Source organism: Rhodococcus sp. PSi06 (genome assembly GCF_054960675.1).
Genome location: NZ_JBHNYO010000009.1, coordinates 180,477 through 202,215 on the forward strand (window position 1 = coordinate 180,477; position 21,739 = coordinate 202,215).

The 21,739-nt window shown below is 65.2% G+C and carries 18 protein-coding genes; 13 read left to right on the forward strand and 5 right to left on the reverse strand.

Going from position 1 to position 21,739, the window contains the following annotated elements; all coding sequences use genetic code 11:
• Window positions 1-63 precede the first annotated feature (63 nt).
• Window positions 64-2,868: an aconitate hydratase AcnA gene (gene acnA / locus ACFI9K_RS13865; RefSeq protein WP_462664010.1), complete on the reverse strand. Its 2,805-nt coding sequence runs from the start codon at window positions 2,866-2,868 to the stop codon at window positions 64-66.
• Between the two features lie 348 nt (window positions 2,869-3,216).
• Here acnA and ACFI9K_RS13870 point away from each other — a divergent pair, with 348 nt between their 5' ends.
• From ACFI9K_RS13870 to ACFI9K_RS13905, 8 genes are all read left to right on the forward strand, one after another.
• The gene (locus tag ACFI9K_RS13870) at window positions 3,217-3,792 is read left to right on the forward strand and encodes an Rv1476 family membrane protein (RefSeq protein WP_462664011.1); all 576 of its coding nucleotides are present in this window, start codon (window positions 3,217-3,219) and stop codon (window positions 3,790-3,792) included.
• A gap of 380 nt (window positions 3,793-4,172) precedes the next feature.
• A complete protein-coding gene (locus tag ACFI9K_RS13875; RefSeq protein ID WP_462664012.1) occupies window positions 4,173-5,717 on the forward strand; it encodes an NlpC/P60 family protein in 1,545 nt (514 codons plus the stop codon).
• A 288-nt stretch (window positions 5,718-6,005) separates the two neighbouring features.
• A complete protein-coding gene (locus ACFI9K_RS13880) occupies window positions 6,006-7,283 on the forward strand; it encodes an AAA family ATPase (RefSeq protein WP_462664078.1) in 1,278 nt (425 codons plus the stop codon).
• Complete coding sequence (locus ACFI9K_RS13885) at window positions 7,280-8,278, forward strand: DUF58 domain-containing protein (protein WP_462664013.1); 999 nt, start codon at window positions 7,280-7,282, stop codon at window positions 8,276-8,278. The genes ACFI9K_RS13880 and ACFI9K_RS13885 overlap by 4 nt, the downstream gene beginning before the upstream one ends.
• A complete protein-coding gene (locus ACFI9K_RS13890) occupies window positions 8,275-9,267 on the forward strand; it encodes a VWA domain-containing protein (protein ID WP_462664014.1) in 993 nt (330 codons plus the stop codon). The genes ACFI9K_RS13885 and ACFI9K_RS13890 overlap by 4 nt, the downstream gene beginning before the upstream one ends.
• A gap of 66 nt (window positions 9,268-9,333) precedes the next feature.
• A complete protein-coding gene (gene fabG1 / locus ACFI9K_RS13895) occupies window positions 9,334-10,056 on the forward strand; it encodes a 3-oxoacyl-ACP reductase FabG1 (RefSeq protein ID WP_462664015.1) in 723 nt (240 codons plus the stop codon).
• 60 nt (window positions 10,057-10,116) lie between these two features.
• On the forward strand, window positions 10,117-10,941 hold the full coding sequence (gene inhA, locus ACFI9K_RS13900; RefSeq protein WP_462664016.1) for an NADH-dependent enoyl-ACP reductase InhA: 825 nt from the start codon (window positions 10,117-10,119) through the stop codon (window positions 10,939-10,941).
• Window positions 10,942-11,043: 102 nt separating this feature from the next.
• Window positions 11,044-12,126, forward strand: coding sequence for a ferrochelatase (locus ACFI9K_RS13905; protein ID WP_462664017.1), 1,083 nt, complete (start codon window positions 11,044-11,046; stop codon window positions 12,124-12,126).
• A gap of 25 nt (window positions 12,127-12,151) precedes the next feature.
• Here ACFI9K_RS13905 and ACFI9K_RS13910 read toward each other — a convergent pair whose 3' ends face one another.
• Window positions 12,152-12,982 (reverse strand): hypothetical protein, encoded by an 831-nt coding sequence (locus tag ACFI9K_RS13910; RefSeq protein ID WP_462664018.1) that lies wholly within the window; start codon window positions 12,980-12,982, stop codon window positions 12,152-12,154.
• Window positions 12,983-13,058: 76 nt separating this feature from the next.
• Here ACFI9K_RS13910 and ACFI9K_RS13915 point away from each other — a divergent pair, with 76 nt between their 5' ends.
• The 3 genes from ACFI9K_RS13915 to ACFI9K_RS13925 are packed head-to-tail and all read left to right on the forward strand — an operon-like array spanning window position 13,059 to window position 15,543.
• Entirely contained in the window at window positions 13,059-13,868 is an 810-nt protein-coding gene (locus ACFI9K_RS13915; RefSeq protein WP_462664079.1) for a DUF3097 domain-containing protein, read from the forward strand.
• A 54-nt stretch (window positions 13,869-13,922) separates the two neighbouring features.
• The gene (locus ACFI9K_RS13920; RefSeq protein ID WP_462664019.1) at window positions 13,923-14,354 is read left to right on the forward strand and encodes an NfeD family protein; all 432 of its coding nucleotides are present in this window, start codon (window positions 13,923-13,925) and stop codon (window positions 14,352-14,354) included.
• A 4-nt stretch (window positions 14,355-14,358) separates the two neighbouring features.
• On the forward strand, window positions 14,359-15,543 hold the full coding sequence (locus tag ACFI9K_RS13925) for an SPFH domain-containing protein (RefSeq protein ID WP_462664021.1): 1,185 nt from the start codon (window positions 14,359-14,361) through the stop codon (window positions 15,541-15,543).
• 12 nt (window positions 15,544-15,555) lie between these two features.
• Here ACFI9K_RS13925 and ACFI9K_RS13930 read toward each other — a convergent pair whose 3' ends face one another.
• The 3 genes from ACFI9K_RS13930 to ACFI9K_RS13940 are packed head-to-tail and all read right to left on the reverse strand — an operon-like array spanning window position 15,556 to window position 17,415.
• On the reverse strand, window positions 15,556-16,065 hold the full coding sequence (locus ACFI9K_RS13930) for a hypothetical protein (RefSeq protein ID WP_462664022.1): 510 nt from the start codon (window positions 16,063-16,065) through the stop codon (window positions 15,556-15,558).
• Window positions 16,062-16,661 (reverse strand): hypothetical protein, encoded by a 600-nt coding sequence (locus ACFI9K_RS13935; RefSeq protein ID WP_462664023.1) that lies wholly within the window; start codon window positions 16,659-16,661, stop codon window positions 16,062-16,064. The genes ACFI9K_RS13930 and ACFI9K_RS13935 overlap by 4 nt, the downstream gene beginning before the upstream one ends.
• Window positions 16,662-16,692: 31 nt before the next feature.
• A complete protein-coding gene (locus ACFI9K_RS13940) occupies window positions 16,693-17,415 on the reverse strand; it encodes a TVP38/TMEM64 family protein (RefSeq protein WP_462664024.1) in 723 nt (240 codons plus the stop codon).
• A gap of 169 nt (window positions 17,416-17,584) precedes the next feature.
• Between ACFI9K_RS13940 and mutA the strand changes: the two genes are divergently transcribed.
• Both mutA and scpA read left to right on the forward strand, forming a co-directional pair.
• Window positions 17,585-19,471 carry a methylmalonyl-CoA mutase small subunit gene (mutA, locus tag ACFI9K_RS13945; protein ID WP_462664025.1) on the forward strand — a complete coding sequence of 629 codons (1,887 nt, stop codon included), beginning with the start codon at window positions 17,585-17,587 and terminating at the stop codon, window positions 19,469-19,471.
• Complete coding sequence (gene scpA, locus ACFI9K_RS13950) at window positions 19,468-21,738, forward strand: methylmalonyl-CoA mutase (RefSeq protein ID WP_462664026.1); 2,271 nt, start codon at window positions 19,468-19,470, stop codon at window positions 21,736-21,738. Before mutA ends, scpA begins: the two co-directional genes overlap by 4 nt.
• The last annotated feature ends 1 nt before the right edge of the window (window position 21,739 follow it).

Sequence of the window (21,739 nt, forward strand, 5' to 3'; positions counted from 1 at the left end):
GAAACACGTATCGAGTTCCGGGCCCATCGCTGTGCGTTGGCGTCTGTCTACAGTGCCGTGTGACTAGCCTCTGATCATGTTGCGCAGGACGTACTGCAGGATTCCGCCGTTGCGGTAGTAGTCCGCCTCACCGGGGGTATCGATACGCACGACAGCGTCGAACTCGACCTTGGTTCCGTCTTCCTTGGTCGCGGTCACCGCCATCGTCTTCGGGGTGGTGCCCTCGTTCAGCTTCTCGACCCCGACGATGTCGAACGTCTCGGTGCCGTCGAGCTTGAGCGACGCAGCGCTCTCGCCGGCCGGGAACTGCAGCGGAACGACGCCCATGCCGATGAGGTTGGAGCGGTGGATGCGCTCGAACGACTCGGTGATGACCGCCTTGACGCCGAGCAGGGACGTGCCCTTGGCCGCCCAGTCACGGGAGCTTCCGGAGCCGTACTCCTTGCCACCCAACACGACCAGCGGGATGCCGGCCTCCTGGTAGTTCTGCGACGCGTCGTAGATGAACGACTGCGGTCCACCGTCCTGGGTGAAGTCCCGGGTGTAACCACCCGAGACGTCGTCGAGCAGCTGGTTCTTCAGACGGATGTTCGCGAACGTTCCGCGAATCATGACCTCGTGGTTGCCGCGGCGCGATCCGAGCGAGTTGTAGTCCTTGCGCTCGACGCCGTGCGAATCGAGGTACTGCGCGGCAGGGGTACCGGCCTTGATGGGGCCTGCCGGGCTGATGTGGTCGGTGGTGACCGAATCACCGAGCAGGGCCAGCACGCGTGCACCCTTGATGTCCTCGACCGGAGCCGGGTCCATCGTCATGCCGTCGAAGTACGGAGGCTTCCGCACATAGGTCGACTTGGGATCCCAGGCGAACGTGTCGCCCTCGGGGGTCGACAAGTTCTGCCACCGGCTGTCGCCGGCGAAGATGGTCTCGTAGGACTTGCTGAACATGTCCCGGCTGATAGAGGACTTGATCGTGTCCTCGATCTCCTGCGAGGACGGCCAGATGTCCTTGAGGTAGACCGGGTTTCCTTCGTGATCGTTGCCGAGTGCGTCGGTCTCGAAGTCGAAGTCCATCGTGCCCGCGAGGCCGTAGGCGATGACCAGTGGCGGCGAAGCCAGGTAGTTCATCTTGACGTCGGGGGAGATGCGACCCTCGAAGTTGCGGTTGCCCGACAGCACAGCGGTGACCGAGAGATCGTTGTCGTTGATGGCCTTGGAGATCGGCTCGAGCAGCGGGCCGGTGTTGCCGATGCAGGTGGTGCAGCCATAGCCGCCCAGGAAGTAGCCGAGCTTCTCGAGGTAGGGCCACAGGCCGGCCTTCTCGTAGTAGTCGGTGACGACCTGCGAACCGGGAGCCATGTTGGTCTTGACCCACGGCTTGGTGGACAGACCCTTTTCGACGGCGTTACGAGCGAGCAGTGCAGCGCCCAGCATCACCGACGGGTTCGAGGTGTTGGTGCAGGACGTGATGCCTGCCACCACGACGGCACCGTGATCGAGAACGAACTCGCCCGCTTCGTCGGTGATGACGCGAACAGGCTTGCTCGGGCGGCCTTCGGAGCCGTACGCCGCCGACCGCACGTCGACTGCACCGTCGTCGGCGAAGGACAGTGTCGCGGGGTCGGACGCAGGGAACGACTCCTCGACGGCCTCGTCGAGCTGCGAGTGCTCGGTCGGGTAGTTCTCCTCCACGTAGTTGTGGATGTCCTTGCGGAATGCAACCTTGGACTCGGACAACAGGATTCGGTCCTGCGGGCGCTTCGGGCCCGCGATGGACGGGACGACCGTGTTGAGGTCGAGCTCGATGTACTCGGAGTACACGGCCTCGTTCTTCGGGTCGTGCCACATGCCCTGTTCCTTGGCGTACGCCTCGACGAGGGCGAGCTGCTCGTCGCTGCGGCCGGTGAGGCGCAAGTAGTTGATCGTCTCTTCGTCGATCGGGAAAATGGCTGCTGTAGAACCGAATTCGGGGCTCATGTTGCCGAGGGTGGCGCGGTTGGCGAGGGGGACCTCGGCAACACCTTCGCCGTAGAACTCCACGAACTTTCCGACGACGCCGTGCTTGCGCAGCATCTCGGTGGCCGTCAGAACGACGTCGGTTGCGGTGACGCCGGGCTGAATCTCGCCCGAGAGCTTGAAGCCGACGACGCGCGGGATGAGCATCGAGACGGGCTGGCCGAGCATGGCTGCCTCGGCTTCGATTCCGCCGACGCCCCAGCCGAGCACGCCCAGGCCGTTGACCATCGTCGTGTGCGAGTCGGTACCGACGCAGGTGTCGGGGTACGCCTGGCCCTTGCGGGTCATCACGGTCGGAGCCAGGTACTCGATGTTGACCTGGTGCACGATGCCCATGCCGGGCGGGACGACCTTGAAGTCGTCGAAGGCTCCCTGGCCCCAACGGAGGAACTGGTAACGCTCGCCGTTGCGCTCGTACTCGAGGTCGACGTTGCGTTCGAGGGCATCGGCGCGGCCGAAGACATCGAGGATCACCGAGTGGTCGATGACCATGTCGGCGGGGGAGAGGGGGTTGACCTTGTTCGGGTCGCCGCCGAGGGTGGTCACGGCCTCACGCATGGTGGCGAGGTCGACGACACACGGAACGCCGGTGAAGTCCTGCATGATGACTCGTGCAGGGGTGAACTGAATTTCGATACTCGGATCGGCCTCGGGATCCCACGATGCGATCGAGCGAATATGGTCGGCGGTGATGTTGGCACCGTCCTCGGTGCGAAGGAGATTCTCCGCGAGGACCTTCAGTGCATAGGGCAGTTTCTCGGCACCGGGCAAGGCCGACAGCCGGAAGATCTCGTAGGAGTTCTCTCCGACTTCGAGGGTGCCCTTTGCACCGAATGAATTGTTACTTGCGGTCACTTCAGCTCCACTCGTCTATGAGGCACACCGCCGACGGGGCTGTGTCGACGGTTGAAGCGAGGCACCGTCCGTGTGTCTCGGCGATGACATCCGGTCTTCGGATGGCCTGCGAACGCGCGGGCAATGTCTCGATGGAAGTCTAACAGTACGCTTGTCCTGTGAAAACTTGCGGGTCGGTTTCGCGTCGGGTGCCGAGAGATCGACCCACGTCACAATCCTCACGCAGTGTTTCGCGCGACGCAATGAAGGGCTGCCTCAGTTCCTGACTCGGGCGTGCGGGCCTTCCCTGAATCGACAGCGCTGTGACGTAGGGTTCGACGCGACGGGTTCCTACCGACTGGACGAGAGATGACTGAGCCGATTTACGCTGCTTCCCCGCTTGCCACCGATATCCCGGCAGGTCTGGATGTCGACAGCATTGTCGCCACGGTCCACGAGTCCGGTGTGAGTGCGCCCGCCGGGGAAGAAGACGGATTGTCCGCAGCGGTGGCCCGGGCCGAAGAACACGGAATCGACCTGAGCATCGTGATCGTGCCGAACGAACCGCGTCACGACTCACAGTTGCGTGACCTCGCCACCGCAGTCGGTGCCCGAGAGGGTGGCACCGTACTGGTTCTGAGCCCCGGACAAGTCGGCACGTTCAGCGATTCCATCAGCCGGGTGACCCTCGAAGCCGGTCAGGATCGCACCTATACCGGCAACCACATCGTCGCCGCCGACAACTTCGTCGACACCCTCGTCGAGGACCAGACGCCGTGGGGTCTGCTCACCGGTGGAGTTGTCGTCGTCGTCGCAGCTGTGGCCACCTTGACTGCGGTCGTCAAGGCGCGCAGATACCGGGCTCGGGCGACGGACGCGGAGAGCGCGAATCGCGACTCCGACGCCGATCGACACGACGCGTCCACGCGTCGTTCGGGTGACTGACGCCCACACCTTCCGTGCGGTCGTGATCGAGACGGCCGCGGCCGACGAAAAAGTCGGAAAAATTGTTTTCGGTAAACCCCGAGTTCACGGCGTTGTGCCTGGTCGAATTACAAATGTGTCATTTGTGACTGGAGTTTCTTTAGGGTGCAAAGTGTCGTACGGTGCCATTGGCACTGCTGGGGAAGGAGTGTCGCAGAAGGCAGAGTGTCATCCGTGGGGAACTCGGGAGGCCACTGCTTCGGGTGTGACTGACGTGGTTCGCACCTGTCGTGTCGCTGCGTGTTTCTTTCCCGCCCGGCGACAGCGCTCACCGTTCCTGCGATCGGGGTGGAAACGGCAAGCACTTCGGCGGCACGACGGTTCGACTCGGACCTGACTGAATGCCGGACCCGAGGGAGACATTTGTGAGCCGACGTCCAGTCCGCGCCACCCGGCGCCGAGCGCTCGTCCGTACCCGATTCGTACTGGTTGGTGCCGGTCTCGTCATGGCGTTGATGGCAACTCTTCCCGGAGTTGCCGCCGCCGTACCACCGCCGCCGCCCAACCCGTCGGACAGCGACCTCGCCGCCGCGGGAAGCGCAGTCGATTCTCGCCTGGGCCAGGTCGGTCAGCTGATCGACGCGATCGCGTCGGCCAACCAGCAACTCGCTCGGCTCGACGACGAGGTTGCCTCGAAGCGAGAAGGCGTCAACAAGGCGCTGGTGGATCTTCAGAATGCGCGCGACGCCGCGGACGTCGCTGCCGCGGTTGTCGGTGCAGCACAGCAGGCGCTCGCCGATGCCGGCACTCAGATTCAGGCAGCCCAGCGCAAATTCGACGAGTTCGCGAAGTCCAGTTACACGCAGGGCTCGGGTGTCGCATCGATGGCCTCGTTCCTCGGTTCGAGTGGCCCGGACGACGTCTTGGATCGCGCTCAGGTACTGAAGGTGCTCTCCAACAGTCAGAATGCGGTGCTCGACGGGCTCCAGCGAGCCCGAACCGAACAGGCGAACCGCGATTCGGCTGCGCGGGATTCCAAGCAGCAGGCTGACGCCGCAGCGTCGGAGGCAGAGGCCAAGAAGGCCGAGGCCGAGCAGGCCATCGCCGAAGCGCAAGCTGCTCTGCAGGCCGAGGCCGATCAGAAGGCAGCGATCGAATCTCAGCGCGACGCCGCCCAGACCGAGCTCGATGCGGCGCGCAGCAATGTCGCCGGCCTGCAGGATCAGCGCGCCGCCTACGGCGACTGGCAGACCCAGAAGGCAGCCGAGGATGCAGCTGTTGCTGCTGCCGCCGCGGCTGCCCGAGAAGCTGCAGTGCAGGCAGCGGCCCGGGTATCGGCCAACCTCGCCGCCCAGCAGCGTGCGGCAGCCATTGCCGAAGGCCAACGTTCGCACGTCGACGTGGACGAGGATTCGAGCGCCGCGACCGATTCCGACAGTTCGACCTCGACCACGCCTACCAAACCCACCACACCTACCAAGCCCACCAAACCGAAGCCGTCCACGACGCCGTCGGTCACCGGAAGCGCGGCGGTCGAATTGGCGATCGACCGCGGCATGAGTCAACTGGGAGTGCCGTATTCGTGGGGCGGCGGCGACGAGAACGGCCCGACCAAGGGAATCCGGGACGGCGGCGTCGCAGACAGCTACGGCGACTACAACAAGGTCGGGTTCGATTGCTCCGGCCTGATGATCTATGCGTTCGCCGGACTCGGAATCTCGTTGCCCCACTACACCGGCTATCAGTACACGGCGGGCAAGCAGGTGCCGTCCTCGGACATGAAGCGCGGCGACATGATCTTCTACGGCCCGAACGCCAGCCAACACGTCGCTCTCTACCTCGGCGACGGCAAGATGCTCGAAGCGCCCCAGTCCGGCTCGGTGGTCAAGGTGTCCGACGTGCGATACAGCGGCATGACTCCCTATGCAGTGCGCATGGTGTCCTGAGCAGGATCCGATTCCATTACGGCTTCCCGAGTCGTTCCGCGGGCCCCACTCCGGCTTCTCGAGTGGTTCCGCAGGCTCTATTCCGGCCTCGCGCCGGGGGTGCGTTTCGGCGCGGTCGGCGATCACCTGGAATAGTTGATCGCGGCGGCGTCGACACGCGCCCGACGATGATCGACTGAAAGCGGTGAATTCTTGGTGACATCACGTGACGGCCGGATTTCGAACGACGAGGAGTCGGCTCGCGTCGAGACCTCGACTCGTGATCCACAGGGTGGGGAGCCCGAGCGGGTGGACAGCCCAGGCCTGGCCGAGGATGTTGCGCTCCTCGAAAAGGCCGTGTTCGAGGTCAAGCGCGTCATCGTCGGTCAAGATCGTTTGGTCGAACGCATTCTCGTCGGCCTACTCGCTCGCGGACACGTCCTGCTCGAGGGTGTGCCGGGCGTCGCCAAGACACTTGCCGTCGAGACTTTCGCGCGAGTGGTGGGCGGGTCGTTCTCCCGAGTCCAGTTCACTCCCGATCTGGTTCCCACCGACCTCGTGGGAACCAGGATCTACCGTCAGGGCCGCGAGGAGTTCGACACCGAACTCGGGCCGGTGGTGGCCAACTTCGTGCTGGCCGACGAGATCAACCGTGCACCGGCGAAGGTGCAGTCCGCTCTGCTCGAGGTCATGGCCGAGCGACACGTCACCATCGGTGGCAGGACGTTCCCGATGCCCGATCCGTTCCTGGTGATGGCAACGCAGAACCCGATCGAGAACGAGGGCGTCTATCCCCTTCCCGAGGCGCAGCGCGACAGGTTCCTGTTCAAGATCGTCGTCGATTACCCGACGGTCGAGGAAGAACGCGAGATCGTCTATCGCATGGGCATCAAGGCGCCCGAGCCCAAGCAGGTCCTCGATCCGGTCGAGTTGGTTCGGCTGCAGAATCTGGCCGGCTCGGTGTTCGTGCACCACGCGCTCGTCGATTACGTCGTTCGCGTCATCGCCGCCACCCGTACCCCGGAGCAGTTCGGGCTGGACGATGTCGCCAGTTGGATCGCATACGGCGCGTCGCCCCGTGCAACTCTCGGAATCATCGCGGCGTCCAGAGCGCTCGCTCTGCTACGCGGGCGTGACTACGTGGTCCCGCAGGACGTCCTCGAGGTCATTCCCGATGTGCTCCGGCACCGTCTGGTGTTGTCCTACGACGCCCTTGCCGACGAGGTGACCCCCGAGACGGTCATCTCTCGGATACTGCAGACCGTCGGGTTGCCCCAGGTGTCGCCGCAGGCGGTTCCGGTGCCGCAGAACAACGCCGGCGGCCCCGACGGACCGCACTTCGACGGACGTCAGGCGGGTCCGCAGGGGCAGTATCCGGCCCAGGGTGCCTATCCGGCACCCGGCCAGTTTCCCGGGCAGGGCCAGTTTCCCGGGCAGGGCCAGGTGCCGCCACCGCAGCAGCAGTCCGGATCTCCGCAACAGCCCGGATCTCCGCAGCAACCACAGGGCGGTCAGTACGGCCAACCGGCACCGTCGTTCCAGAAGCCGTCGGGTGACGGATCGACGATCGGTACGCCGGGGCAGTGAGTGGATCCGACACCGCGCCCGTGACTGCGGGCCGAACCGTTGTGTCTCGGCCGCCGTCGTTCCGTTCGGGTGAGCTGCGTGATCCGAAGTTGGCGGCAGCATTGCGGACGCTGGAACTGACGGTGCGCCGACGGCTGGACGGCGTACTCCACGGGGACCACCTCGGGCTGATTCCCGGTCCTGGTTCCGAGCCCGGGGACGCCAGGGAGTACCAGCCCGGCGACGACGTTCGTCAGATGGACTGGTCGGTCACTGCGCGCACGACGCATCCGCACGTGCGCCAATCGGTCGCCGATCGCGAGCTCGAGACCTGGCTCGTTGTCGACCTGTCGGCCAGCCTGGATTTCGGGACCACCGGGTGTGAGAAGCGTGATCTCGCCGTCGCCGCCTCGGCCGCCATCACGCATCTGTCCGGTGGGGGAGGCAACCGGATCGGTGCGGTGGTGGCCACCGGATCGAGCACCACTCGAATTCCCGCTCGAGGCGGCCGGGTGCATACCCAGTCGATGCTGCGCGCCATCGCCACCACACCCTCGGCGGCCGACGGCGTACGCGGCGATCTTCGCGCTGCCATCGAGGCGCTGCGCCGGCCGGAACGCCGTCGCGGAATGGCCGTGGTGATCAGCGACTTCCTCGGTCCCATCGACTGGGAGCGGTCGCTTCGCGCCATCTCGGCACGTCACGATGTGCTCGCGGTGGAGGTACTCGACCCCCGGGATCTCGAACTACCCGACATCGGCGACGTGGTGCTGCACGATCCCGAATCCGGCCGGACTCGCGAATTCAGTACGACGCCTCGGCTGCGAGCGGACTTCGCGCGTGCCGCGGCGGCGCATCGCGACGACGTGGAGAAGGCGCTGCGGCGGTGCGGCGCACCGCGGCTGACGCTGCGCACCGACGGTGATTGGATTGCCGACATCGTTCGGTTCGTTACTGCGCGCAGGCACACCATCGGATCCGGTTTCACCAACACCGCTCGGACGGCTACGCGATGAGCCTGACCGATTTCGCGTCGCCGTGGTGGCTCGGATTCCTCGTCGTCGTCATCGCGCTGACGGTCGGCTACATCTGGATCCAGCGGCGCAAGCAGAAGCACGTACTGCGGTTCTCCAACATGGAACTACTCGAGTCCGTTGCGCCCGCTCGTCCGAACCGACTGCGACACCTCGCCACCGCCCTGGTGTTGGTCGGTTTGCTGTTTCTGACGATCGCGATGGCGGGTCCGACGGCGGACGAGCGTGTTCCGCGCAACCGAGCCACCGTGATGCTCGTCATCGACGTCTCTCTGTCGATGGAGGCCACCGACGTCGAGCCGACTCGATTGGCAGCCGCTCAAGAGGCCGCGAAGTCCTTCGCCGACGGTTTGACGCCCGGAATCAACCTCGGTCTGGTCGCCTTCGCCGGAACCGCGTCGGTGCTGGTCTCGCCCACGGCCAACCGCGAAGCCACCAAGTCTGCAATCGACAAGTTGCAGCTCAGCGAGCGGACAGCCACCGGTGAGGCGATCTTCACCTCACTGCAGTCGATCGACACTCTCGGAGCGATTCTCGGCGGCGGTGACGCGGCCCCACCTGCTCGCATCGTGTTGCTCTCCGACGGCAAGCAGACAGTGCCGCAGAATCTCGACGACCCGCGTGGCGGTTACACCGCAGCCCGCGCCGCCAAGGACAAGGGCATACCGATCTCGACGATCTCCTTCGGCACCAGTTACGGCTCGGTCGAGATCGAGGACGAGGGCGGGGTGGAACGAGTGCCCGTGCCCGTCGACGACCCGTCCCTGCGCGAGATCGCGACACTGTCGGGAGGCAGCTTCTTCACCGCCTCGTCGCTCGAGGACCTGCGCGACGTGTACGACACCCTCGAGGAACAGATCGGATTCGAGATCACCCGAGGAGATGCGTCTCGGCCGTGGCTGATCCTCGGCGTCCTGTTCGTGAGTTCGGGCTTGGGGTCGGCTTTGGTGCTGCGGCAACGATTGCCGTGATCGCTGTTATTACTCACGAGTAAGTTTCGCTTTGTCATTCCAGGACGAACAGATAGGTTGCTAGGCATGTCCACACCTGACTTCATCGCGCGATCGGTACTCGTCACCGGAGGTAACCGGGGTATCGGTCTGGCCATCGCCCAACGGCTCAGTGCCGACGGACACAAGGTGGCCGTCACCCACCGCGGATCCGGGGCTCCCGACGGATTGTTCGGGGTCGTCTGCGACGTCACCGATTCCGATTCGGTCGATGCGGCCTTCAAGGAGGTCGAGGACAAGCAGGGTCCCGTCGAGGTACTCGTGGCCAACGCGGGGATCACCGACGACACGTTGCTGATGCGGATGACCGAGGAACAGTTCCAGCGCGTCATCGATGCCAACCTCACCGGAGCTTTCCGCGTCGCCAAGCGCGCCAACCGTGCCATGCTGCGTGCGCGCTGGGGCCGGATGATCTTCCTGAGTTCCGTTGTGGCCATGGCCGGTGGACCGGGGCAGATCAACTACGCGGCATCCAAGGCGGGAGTCATCGGAATGGCTCGATCGATCACGAGGGAACTCGGTTCGCGGTCCATCACGGCGAACGTCGTGTCCCCGGGTTTCATCGAAACCGACATGACGGCGGAACTCTCCGACGACCTGCGCGGCAAGGCGAAGGAGTACATCCCCCTCCAGCGTCTCGGTCAGCCCGAGGACGTCGCGGCAGTCGTCAGCTTCCTCGCCGGACCGGACTCCTCGTACGTATCCGGTGCTGTCATTCCCGTCGACGGCGGCATGGGCATGGGGCACTGAAGTCCTGCTCGCACAACGATTTCGATAGACGTACACCTCCGAATTAAGGAAGACAGCACTATGGGCGGATTGCTCGAAGGCAAGACCATTCTGATCACCGGCATCATCACCGACGCGTCGATCGCATTTCACGCCGCAGCCATGGCACAGGAGCAAGGTGCCAAGGTGATCATCACCGGCTTCGATCGGCTTCGGCTCATCGACCGCATCGCGCAGCGCCTCCCCAAGGAGGTGCCCCCGGCGATCGAACTCGACGCCACCAACGAGGAGCACCTCGCCGCCTTGGCAGACCGAGTGCGCGCAGTCGCCCCCGAGGGCATCGACGGCGTACTGCACTCGATCGCGTTCGCGCCCCGCACCCTGATGGGACCGGACGCCAAGCCGTTCCTCGACGGCCCCGGCCCCGACGCCGCGAAGGCATTCGAGATCTCGGCCTGGAGTTACGCATCTCTCGCGCGCGCCGTGCTTCCGGTCATGAACGAGGGCGGCTCGATCGTCGGAATGGACTTCGATCCGCGGACGTCGATGCCGTACTACAACTGGATGGGTGTGGCCAAGGCAGCTCTCGAGTCGGTGAACCGCTACGTGGCACGGGAAGTGGGCGCAGCCAAGGGCATCCGCTCCAATCTTGTTGCAGCAGGGCCGATCAGGACTCTTGCCGCCAAGGCCATCGCGGGTACCGCAACCGGTGATGCGACCAAGATGGACCAGCTCAATGTGTACTGGGACGGTGCCGCCCCGATCGGCTGGGACGTCAACGATCCGACCGTCGTCGCGAAGTCGATCGTTGCTCTGCTCTCGGATTGGCTGCCCGGCACAACCGGTTCCATCGTCTACGTCGACGGTGGAGCCAGCCACAACACGTACCTGCCCGAAAACATGTGACCCTTCGGTGAGCGAGACCCGACGTGGGCTCGCTCACCGAAGGTTTCGATGGTCGATCGTGCCCCTGCCGGTGTCCCACTGCGGCAGGGGCACAATGGGTTCATGACCACCCCTGGAGATTTCGACGCACTGTTGGTGCTCTCGTTCGGCGGACCGGAAAAGCCCGCCGACGTTCGCCCGTTTCTCGAGAACGTCACTCGTGGTCGCGGGGTGCCGCCCGAGCGTCTCGACGCAGTGGTCGAGCACTACATGCATTTCGGTGGCGTGTCACCGATCAACGAACTCAATCGCGACATCATCGCTGCGCTGCAGGCCGAGTTCGATTCGGCCGGAATCGAATTGCCGATCTATTTCGGAAACCGCAACTGGCATCCAATGATCGAGGACACCGTTGCCACCATGAAGTCGGACGGGATCGGCAACGCCCTGGTGTTCCCGACGTCCGCGTGGGGCGGCTATTCCGGGTGCAGGCAGTATCACGAGGACATAGCCAGGGCTCGCGACGCGGTGGGCGACGGTGCACCGCATCTGCTCAAGATCCGGCAGTACTACGACCACCCGCTGATGGTCGACGCCTTCTCCGATGCCGTTGCATCGGCCCGGGCTTCGCTTCCCGAACAGCACCGTGCCGATGCACGTCTGGTGTTCACGGCACACTCCATTCCCTCCGCCGCCGACGCCAATGCCGGCCCGCCCGAGGACGGCGGTCACCTGTACAGCCGTCAGGTGGCCGAGGCCTCGAGGCTCGTTGCGGCGGCGTCCGGTGTCGAGGACTACGACCTGGTGTGGCAGTCGCGATCGGGACCGCCCCAGGTTCCGTGGCTGGATCCCGACATCTGTGACCATCTCGAGGCGCTCTCGGCTCAATCTGTCGACGCGGTGATCGTGTGTCCGATCGGATTCGTGTCCGACCATCTCGAAGTCGTATGGGATCTCGACACCGAGGCAGAGGAGAAGGCACGCGAACTCGGGATGTCGTTCGCCCGCGCCGGAACTCCCGGGTCGGATGCACGTTTCCCCAAGATGATTCGCGAGCTCGTCGACGAGTACCGCCTCGGTGCCGATTGCCGCGGACTGGGCCGGGTACCGGGCTACGGTTCGACGCTGGACGGAAATCGTTGCGCCGTCGGATGCTGCGAGCAACCGACGAGGCCCGCTCGGCCGTCCGGGGCCGCAGCTAGATAGTCCCCGGTCGAACGACCGTCAAGCATCAAGCGGAGTGCATCGCCGCTTCGATGCTCGTCGCGACGGCGATGGTGCGGGCAGTACGCACAGCGGCCCACAGAGGTCTGAGCAGGTCCTCACGCGCCGCAGCTGCCGATGCAGTAGGGGCTTCCGACGGAGCGAACTCGGCTGCCACCGTCAGAATTGCTGCCACCCTGTCGGCGGATTCGAGCACCCGGAACGCTCGCTCGGACATGTCGGCGGGATAGCGATGCCGCGCGGCGTCGGCGATCAACGACGCGATTCGGGTGCGTGGGTCGGATTCGAGGGTTCGGGTGGGGAGCGCCTGCATCTGTGCCAGCGCGTCCGCCGCGCCTCGGACCGCCTCCCGCATCTCGTATTCGGCCTCTCCCAGGCCCTGATCGCGGTACGCGTGCTCGGGGACGGTGATGGAATAGACAGTCCAGCGCAGCACGTCCGGTCCCTCGACGACGGGCACCAATCCGATCCCGGGGCTGCCCGATGCGCCGACGATCACTGCGTGGCCGGTGCTCAGCGCAGCGCGCGAGAATTCTGTGTTCGCGGGTAGTCCGCCGACCGCGCCGGGAGCGGGCAGGACGAGACGTACCCGGTCGTCCCCGATCGCATGGCGCGCCTCGGTACCCGCCGCCACCCTGATCGCGTGCAGCATGCCTGCGATTCCCTCGACGTAGCCCGGGTGCTGCAGCCCGAAACTCTCGGCCGCCTCCGCGTCGCCCGCCCCCACGAGGTGCATCGGCGCCCACTCGGACATGGCGTCGATGACGTCGTCCGGTGAGCCGGCACCGGCCAGCCAGGAACTGGCCCACAGGGCAAGACTTGCACTCGAAGAACACACGACTCACGAGCATAGGTCGGCGTGGCGAACCGTGCTCGCGGCACCGTTGTCGCTAGCGTTGTGCGCCGTGAACGACATGTACGGCGGAGACATTCTCAAAGGGCACAGTCGGATGCGCAAAGTGCCGGCACCGGAGGTTCCGGCCGAGCGCGGATTGGTCGTCGAGGATGCCGGAACCGGCTACTGCGGTGCGGTGGTCGGTTTCGAGCGCACCTACGACGGAGACTTCGTTCGACTCGAAGACGGTGCCCGCACCACGCGTCTGTTCGCCCTTCGGGAAGCGGCCTTCCTGATCGACGGCCGTCGGGTGACTCTGGTTCGTCCGAAGCCCGCGGCTGCGACACCGCAGCAGACGCGCTCTGCCTCCGGATCCACCAAAGTCGAGGGACTGCGGGCTCGGACGGCTCGCGCGAGTCGGATCTGGGTCGAAGGGGTGCACGACGCGGCCCTGGTGGAAAGTGTGTGGGGACACGATCTTCGCGTGGAGGGAGTGGTCGTCGAGCATCTCGAGGGCTTGGACAATCTGGGGGAGCGGTTGGCGGATTTCGGTCCAGGTCCCGGGCGTCGCGTCGGCGTCCTGGTGGACCATCTGGTGACCGGATCGAAGGAGTCCAAGTTGACGACGTCGCTGGGTGAGCACGTGTTGGTCACCGGTCACCCGTTCATCGATGTCTGGGAGGCGGTCAAGCCGTCTGCGGTGGGGATTGCTGCGTGGCCGAGGATTCCGCGGGGTGAGGACTGGAAGACCGGCATCTGTCGCGAGCTGGGATGGGGTAGTCCGCGGGAAGGGTGGCGTCGGGTGTATTCGTCGGTGTCGAGCTTTCGGGATCTCGAAGCGCCGTTGATCGGAGCTGTCGAGCAATTGGTCGACTTCGTGACCGAGTAGGGCTGTGTCCAGCGGCGCAGCGGGCAATGTCCGATTCGTGATTGGATGGAGGCTGTGGCAGCGATCATATGGCTCATTGCGGCAGTGGTACTCGCCGGTGCCGAAGCGCTCACGGGCGATTTCTTCCTTCTGATGATTGCCGGCGGTGCCCTCGGCACGGCCGGTGTTTCGGCGCTCACGGATTTTCCGGTGTGGGCCGACGCGATCGTCTTCGGCGTCCTGTCGCTTGCACTGGTGCTCGGATTGCGACCGAGTCTGTTGCGGCGCTTCGCGAATCCGCCCGATGTGCCGATGGGCATGGCAGCACTCACCGGCAAGAGTGCCGTGGTGCTCGAGCAGGTCACTGCACACGAAGGCCAGATCAAGCTCGGTGGTGAGGTGTGGACCGCTCGTCCGCTCGACGAGACCGAGGTCTATGCCGCGGGGACCACCGTGACCGTGATGGAAATTGACGGCGCTACCGCCGTCGTATGGAAGGGACCGTAGCTACGTGGAAGCACTCATCGCACTGGCTGTCATCGTCGCGTTCGTCGCGGTGTTGATGGCCAAGTCCATCTCGATCGTCCCGCAAGCCGAGGCAGCCGTCATCGAGCGGCTCGGCCGCTACACGCGAACCGTGTCCGGTCAGCTCACATTCCTCGTACCGTTCGTCGACCGCATTCGTGCCAAGGTCGACCTGCGCGAGCGAGTCGTGTCGTTTCCCCCGCAGCCGGTGATCACCAAGGACAACCTGACGGTGTCGATCGACACCGTCGTCTATTTCCAGGTGACGAATCCGCAGTCGGCCGTGTACGAGATCAACAACTACATCGTCGGTGTCGAGCAGTTGACGACGACCACGCTGCGAAACGTCGTGGGCGGAATGACGTTGGAAGAGACGCTCACCTCGCGTGATTCGATCAACGGCCAGCTTCGCGTCGTGCTGGACGAAGCGACCGGACGCTGGGGACTGCGTGTCGCCCGAGTCGAGCTCAAGAGTATCGATCCGCCGCCCTCGATCCAGGAGTCGATGGAGAAGCAGATGAAGGCCGATCGCGAGAAGCGAGCGACCATCCTCACTGCCGAAGGCCATCGTGAATCGGCGATCAAGACTGCCGAGGGTGACAAGCAAAGCCGGATCCTCGCAGCGGAAGGTGGCAAGCAGGCGGCCATCCTGACCGCAGAGGGTGAGCGGCAGTCTCGCATCCTGCGGGCGCAGGGCGACCGAGCCGCGAAGTACCTCGAAGCTCAGGGCCAGGCCAAAGCCATCGAGAAGGTGTTCGGTGCCATCAAGGCCGGCAAGCCTACGCCCGAGCTGCTGGCCTACCAGTACATGCAGACGCTTCCGCAGATGGCTCAGGGCGACGCCAACAAGGTGTGGATGATCCCGAGCGATTTCGGCGATGCGCTGAAGGGATTCGCGAAAACCCTCGGTGCTCCGGGCGAGGACGGCGTGTTCCGGTACGAGCCGAACGAGTCTGCAGGCAACGAGCCCAAGCCCGAGGACGATTCGGACGAGGTTGCCGAATGGTTCGAGACCAAGACCGATCCGGCGGTTGCCGAGGCGGTCAAGGCAGCGGAGGCAGTGGCTCGCAAGCCGGTCGACACGTCGTTGGCCGCGGCACCCGAACTGTCCAAGGGTATTGACATCGGCGCGTTGTCCGCATCACCGGAGCCGGAGGCGGAGCAGCGCTGAGCCCGTAGTCGATCAGCTACCCAGGGCCGTGCCCACCCCGGCTGCGGCCAAGGCCCACAGGACGCTGGCGAACGTTCCGATGATGAACTGTTCGGACGCGTGGGACTCGCGCAGTTCTGGGTAGCGGGCAAGCCCCTTGACCGCCAGGACGATGGCGATACCTTCTGGCCATCCGGCGAGTATCGACACGGCCACCGCCACGCGTTCGAGGACGCCGATCGTCAGTCCACCGCGCAGAGGCTCGACCGGATCATCTCCGGTCGAGTCTCTGCGTCGTCGTGCGATGGCGAACACGGTCGGCACCGTTGCGGTACCGCCCAGGGCCGCGGCGACGACGCTGAGGACTGTTCCTGCTGCGTGGCCGACACCGAGGGCCGGACCGGCCACGATCGCCAGTACTGCTGCCACTGCGAGCAGAGCCGATGCGGCCGCGGTGGGCAGCCACCGACGGACGCCGGTCCCGGCGGGGATGACGGCGACGAGTGCAGTCAGCGCCAGGAGAACGAGGGTGACGACGATCATGTCCGGTGACTTCCTGTTGTGTTCGCGGCGTCGAGCAATCGCGTTGCCAGGACGCGGCCGGCGTTCTCCACATGCCAGCCGGCGACCGAGAGCCGTTGCGACATCGCCTGCTTGCTGATCTTCAACCGCTCTGCCGCGTCGGTCTGCGACAACCCGCCGGCCACGAGTGCAACCGCTTCGCGGCCGTGGTCCGAGCGGCGGCCGATCAGGAGGGCCACGAGGGTCAGTGCCGTCTCCGCATCTTCGGCGGCTGTGGTTTCGGGGCCGGAGACGGCGAGTGCGGCGGGGGTGCCCTTGGCTCTGGTCACGGCGTCTCGAGCTGCCTCGAACGCCGGGCCACGCCCTGCGCGCGTGGTTTCCGGTAGAGGAAGCTCGACGGACCCGATGCCGATTCCTACGCTCCACTGCGGCGTGGACACCAGTTCGAGCGTGATGGCGACGACGGTGGGCGCGTGCTCGCACACGGCTTGGACTTCGTCACCTGCGGTGCGATCGAAAGGTCGGATCAGTCCGTGGTCGCGATAACGGTCGAGCAGCTCGGGCACCCGATCGATATCGCGTCTACTGCGCCGCTGGTCCACGGTCAGAACGAACATTCGACAAGGCTAGATCGTTGATTTCACCTAGTCAAGCTTCAAGGCTTGATCCGTCGGAGTCAAGCTTCCTGCCCTGTCGATCGTCGGCGGACCCGACCTCGCTCTCGGAGGTCGCGCCGCGCGAGAGTCGCCAGTCGACCACCAGGCCACTGAGTCCGATCGCGATGCAGACAGCGGACAGCACCAGCAGCAGCGGATGCGTGTCACCTCCGATGGCACCGCCGATCACGACGATCCCGAGCGTGCCCGGCAGCATGCCGACCGCGGTCGCCACAGCGAACGGCACCGGCCGCACCGCCGAGACACCGCACGCATAGTTGACCAACGAGAACGGCACCGGGGCGATCAGGCGAAGCGAGCCGACGGCCAGCCAGCCCCTGCGGCGAAGGCTGTCGTCGATCGAGTCCAGGGCCGAATGCGACAGTCGAGCGGCCACCGCTTCACGCCCGATCGCACGGACCAGCAACAGAGCCAGGATCGCGCTGACCGTCGATGCGCCGATAGTGACGGCCACACCGGTCAGCGGACCGAACAGAACTCCGGCACTGAGTGTGAACAGGGTTCTGGGGACCGGCGCGACGGTCACGATCGCATGCACGGCGAAGAAGACGAGGGGAAATGCCGGCCCGACAGCTGCGCCCCACTGTCGAATCTGTTCGACGCTCGGGTGCGGCGCGAGAACGGCCACGATGGCGAAGACGACGATCACTCCCACCAGCGCGATCAGTCGGAGGTCGCGCAGGTGCCGGGTCACGAGAGGCCAGCGTACCGGCGCAAGATGACACGGTCGCCAACTCGAAGTACGACGACCGGCCGGTACCACCGAAGGTGAGGTGATCCTCACGATAACCTGCAATGAAGTGGGGTTAGCATCACTTCAAGTCGGGTGTGGAACTGCCCGCCGAACCGAGGGAGCAGCACACGTGTCCATCGCGTCGCACGAAGATGCCGCACGCAGTGCTCATGCGGCGTGGCAGAAGTCAGTGGCCGGTGTGTTGGCCAAATCTCGCAGGGTCGAGGTGGCAGATCTGCCCGCCGATCCCGAACATCTTCTCGATTCCACCACCTATGACGGGATCACCGTCTCCCCGTTGTACACAGCGTTCGACGAACGACCGGAAGGACCTCTGCCGGGCCAGTTTCCGTACCTACGGGGTCGTGATCCCCATCGCGACGTCAATGCAGGGTGGAAGGTGTGCACTCGGCACGGTTCGACCGCCCGTGACGCAGCCGACGGAGAACCGTCCGTTCTCAACACCCAGATTCTCGACTCGCTGTCCAACGGCACCAGCGCTCTGTGGTTGACGGTCGGCGGCCACGGAGTCGCCCCGGCTGCACTGGCGGAGGCATTGCGCGGTGTGTTCCTCGAGCTCGCACCGCTCACGATCGATGCCGGCGGCGATGCAGCCGCAGCGGCCGCCGCGTTGTTCTCGATTCTCGAATCGGCCGACATCGACGATCGCGCCGCAGTCGACATTCGACTCGGGGTGTCCACCCTCACAGCACAGTTGAGCGAAGCCGAATCGATCGAGATGACCGAGGCGCTCGAGCTGGTCCGCCGGTCGATCGGCCGCGCCGAGACCGTCCGAACGTTTACCGTCGACGGCACCGTGTTCCACAATCTCGGCTCCGGCGACGCCCAAGAACTCGGTGCGTCGATCGCGGCAGGTCTCGAGTACGTCCGGTCCATGACGAACGCGGGTGTCGGCGTCTCGGATGCTCTTCGCCAGATCGAATTCCGGTTCGCCGCCACGGACGACCAGTTCCAGACCATCGCCAAGTTCCGGGCCGCTCGCACGCTGTGGGCGCGCGTCGCGCAGGTATGCGGAGCGCCGGACGCCGGTGATGCGCCACAGCATGCGGTGACCTCGGAAGCGATGATGTCGCAACGAGATCCGTGGGTGAACATGCTGCGGACCACCCTCGCGTCGTTCGGTGCCGGAGTGGGCGGTGCGGACGCGGTGACGGTGCTGCCGTTCGATGCCGCGCTCGACGGGGGAGCAGCGGGGGTGTCGAAGACATTCGCCGCCCGCATAGCCAGGAACACTCAACTGCTTCTGCTCGAAGAAGCCCATCTCGGCCGGGTGCTGGATCCCGGCGCGGGGTCCTGGTACATCGAGGAACTGACGGCAGCGGTCGCCGCGAAGGCCTGGGAGTTCTTCCAGACCGTCGAAGCGTCGGGTGGATTCCGCGCGGCCGTCGACGACGGTTCGCTCGTGGCGGCGATAGAGAAGACTCGCGCCGAGCGCGATTCCGACATCGCCCACCGGCTCACCCCGCTGACCGGTGTCAACGAATTTCCCAACCTGGCCGAGGCTCCGCTGACGCCCGAGCAAACAGCCCGGCAGGGTTCGGTGTACCGATACGGTCGGGCTTTCGAAACGCTCCGCGATAGATCGGATGCTTTTCTCGCCGAACATGATTCACGGCCCACCGTGCTCCTGATACCGCTGGGAAGCGTCGCCGAGCACAACGTCCGAACGACGTTCGCATCGAACCTGCTGGCCTCGGGCGGAATCGAGGCGATCAACCCGGGTCCGCTGACGGTGGACGGAATCTCCGCAGCAGTCGAGGCGTCCGGTGCTGCGATTTCCGTGGTGTGCGGAACCGACAAGAGATACGCCGACGAGGCGTCCACTGCCGTCGACGCAGCGCGCGCCGCAGGTGTTTCGCAGGTTCTGCTGGCCGGGCCCGAGAAGGTCTTCGCCGGCATCGAAGGCACGTCTCGTCCCGATGGATTCCTGACCGCCAAGGTCGACGCCGTCGCTGTGCTGACCGAACTTCTCGACACGCTGGGAGCCTCGAAGTGAGTACCGACGCGAACCGAACCTCGCACACCATCGGCAGTTTCGCCGATGTACCACTGATCGATCCCGACGAGCCGACGCCGTCGCCGCCGTCGGCCGAGGACGTGGCCGCGCACGTGGAACAGGGCGCAAAGGCCAACTTCTACACACCCGAGCAGGTGGTGTGGTCCACCCCCGAGGGCATCGACGTCAAGCCGGTGTTCACCGAGGCGGATCGTGACGCAGCAGAGGCCGAAGGCTATCCGCTGCACAGCTACCCGGGTGCCCCGCCGTTTCTGCGCGGACCGTATCCCACGATGTACGTCAACCAGCCGTGGACCATTCGTCAGTACGCAGGCTTCTCCACCGCAGCCGAATCCAACGCCTTCTACCGCCGCAACCTCGCGGCCGGCCAGAAGGGCCTGTCGGTCGCTTTCGACCTCGCCACCCACCGGGGCTACGACTCCGATCACCCACGGGTGCAGGGCGACGTCGGAATGGCCGGAGTGGCCATCGATTCCATCTACGACATGCGGCAACTGTTCGACGGCATCGACCTCGGCAGCGTCTCTGTCTCGATGACGATGAACGGCGCCGTGCTGCCGATTCTGGCGCTGTACGTCGCGGCGGCCGAGGAGCAGGGCGTCGGGCCGGAGAAGCTCGCGGGCACCATTCAGAACGACATTCTCAAAGAGTTCATGGTGCGCAACACCTACATCTACCCGCCGAAACCGTCGATGCGCATCATCTCGGACATCTTCGCGTACACCAGCGAGAAGATGCCCAAGTACAACTCGATCTCCATCTCCGGCTACCACATCCAAGAAGCCGGTGCCACAGCCGATCTCGAACTCGCCTACACCCTTGCCGACGGTGTCGAGTACATCCGGGCCGGTCTGGACGCAGGCATGGACATCGACACGTTCGCACCGCGACTGTCCTTCTTCTGGGCCATCGGAATGAACTTCTTCATGGAGGTCGCCAAGCTGCGTGCCGGTCGTCTGCTCTGGGCCGAGCTCGTTCAGCAGTTCGAGCCCAAGAGTGCCAAATCTCGTTCGCTGCGCACGCATTCACAGACGTCGGGTTGGTCGCTGACGGCACAGGACGTGTTCAACAACGTCGCGCGTACCTGCGTCGAAGCCATGGCCGCGACCCAGGGCCATACACAGTCCCTGCACACCAACGCGCTCGACGAAGCATTGGCGCTGCCGACCGACTTCTCGGCCCGGATCGCGCGCAACACCCAGCTGCTCATCGCGCAGGAATCCAACACCGTGCGGCCGATCGACCCGTGGGGTGGCTCGCACTACGTCGAGTGGCTCACCCATCAGCTCGCGAACCGCGCTCGCGCACACATCGCCGAGGTCGAAGAAGCGGGCGGCATGGCGCAGGCCATCGGAGAGGGAATCCCGAAGCTGCGTATCGAGGAAGCGGCGGCGCGCACCCAGGCGCGTATCGATTCCGGACGCCAGCCGCTGGTGGGCGTCAACAAGTACGTGCCCGACGAGCCGGACACAATCGAGGTGCTCAAGGTCGAGAACTCGAAGGTGCGGCGAGAGCAGATCGAGAAGCTCGAGCGACTGCGGGCCGAGCGAGACACCGCCGAGGTCGAGGCGGCACTGGCCAACCTGACCCGGGCGGCGGCGTCGGACCAGCCTGGCATGGAGAACAATCTGCTCGCTCTCGCCATCGATGCCGCCCGCAAGATGGCCACCGTCGGGGAGATCTCCGACGCCCTGGAGAAGGTCTACGGGCGCCACCAGGCCGAAATCCGGACAATCAGTGGTGTGTACCGCGACGAGGCAGGTAAATCGGACAACATCACCCGCGCCACCACGCTGGTCGAGCAGTTCGCCGAGGACGAGGGCCGCAGGCCCCGTGTTCTGGTCTGCAAGATGGGCCAGGACGGACACGATCGCGGACAGAAGGTGATCGCAACTGCATTTGCGGACATCGGCTTCGACGTCGACGTCGGCCCGCTGTTCCAGACGCCGGAGGAGGTGGCCCGACAGGCCGCCGACAACGACGTCCACGTGGTCGGCGTGTCGTCTCTGGCCGCAGGCCACCTGACGCTGGTGCCTGCCCTGCGTCAGGCGTTGGCCGACGTCGGCCGCAGCGACATCATGATCGTCGTCGGCGGAGTCATCCCGCCCGGCGACTTCGACGAGCTGTATGCGGCTGGTGCCGCAGCGATCTTCCCTCCCGGCACCGTGATCGCCGATGCCGCGATCGGGCTGGTGGAGAAGTTGTCGGTTGCGCTCGGACACGCACCCCGCGAGGCCAACGCCTGAA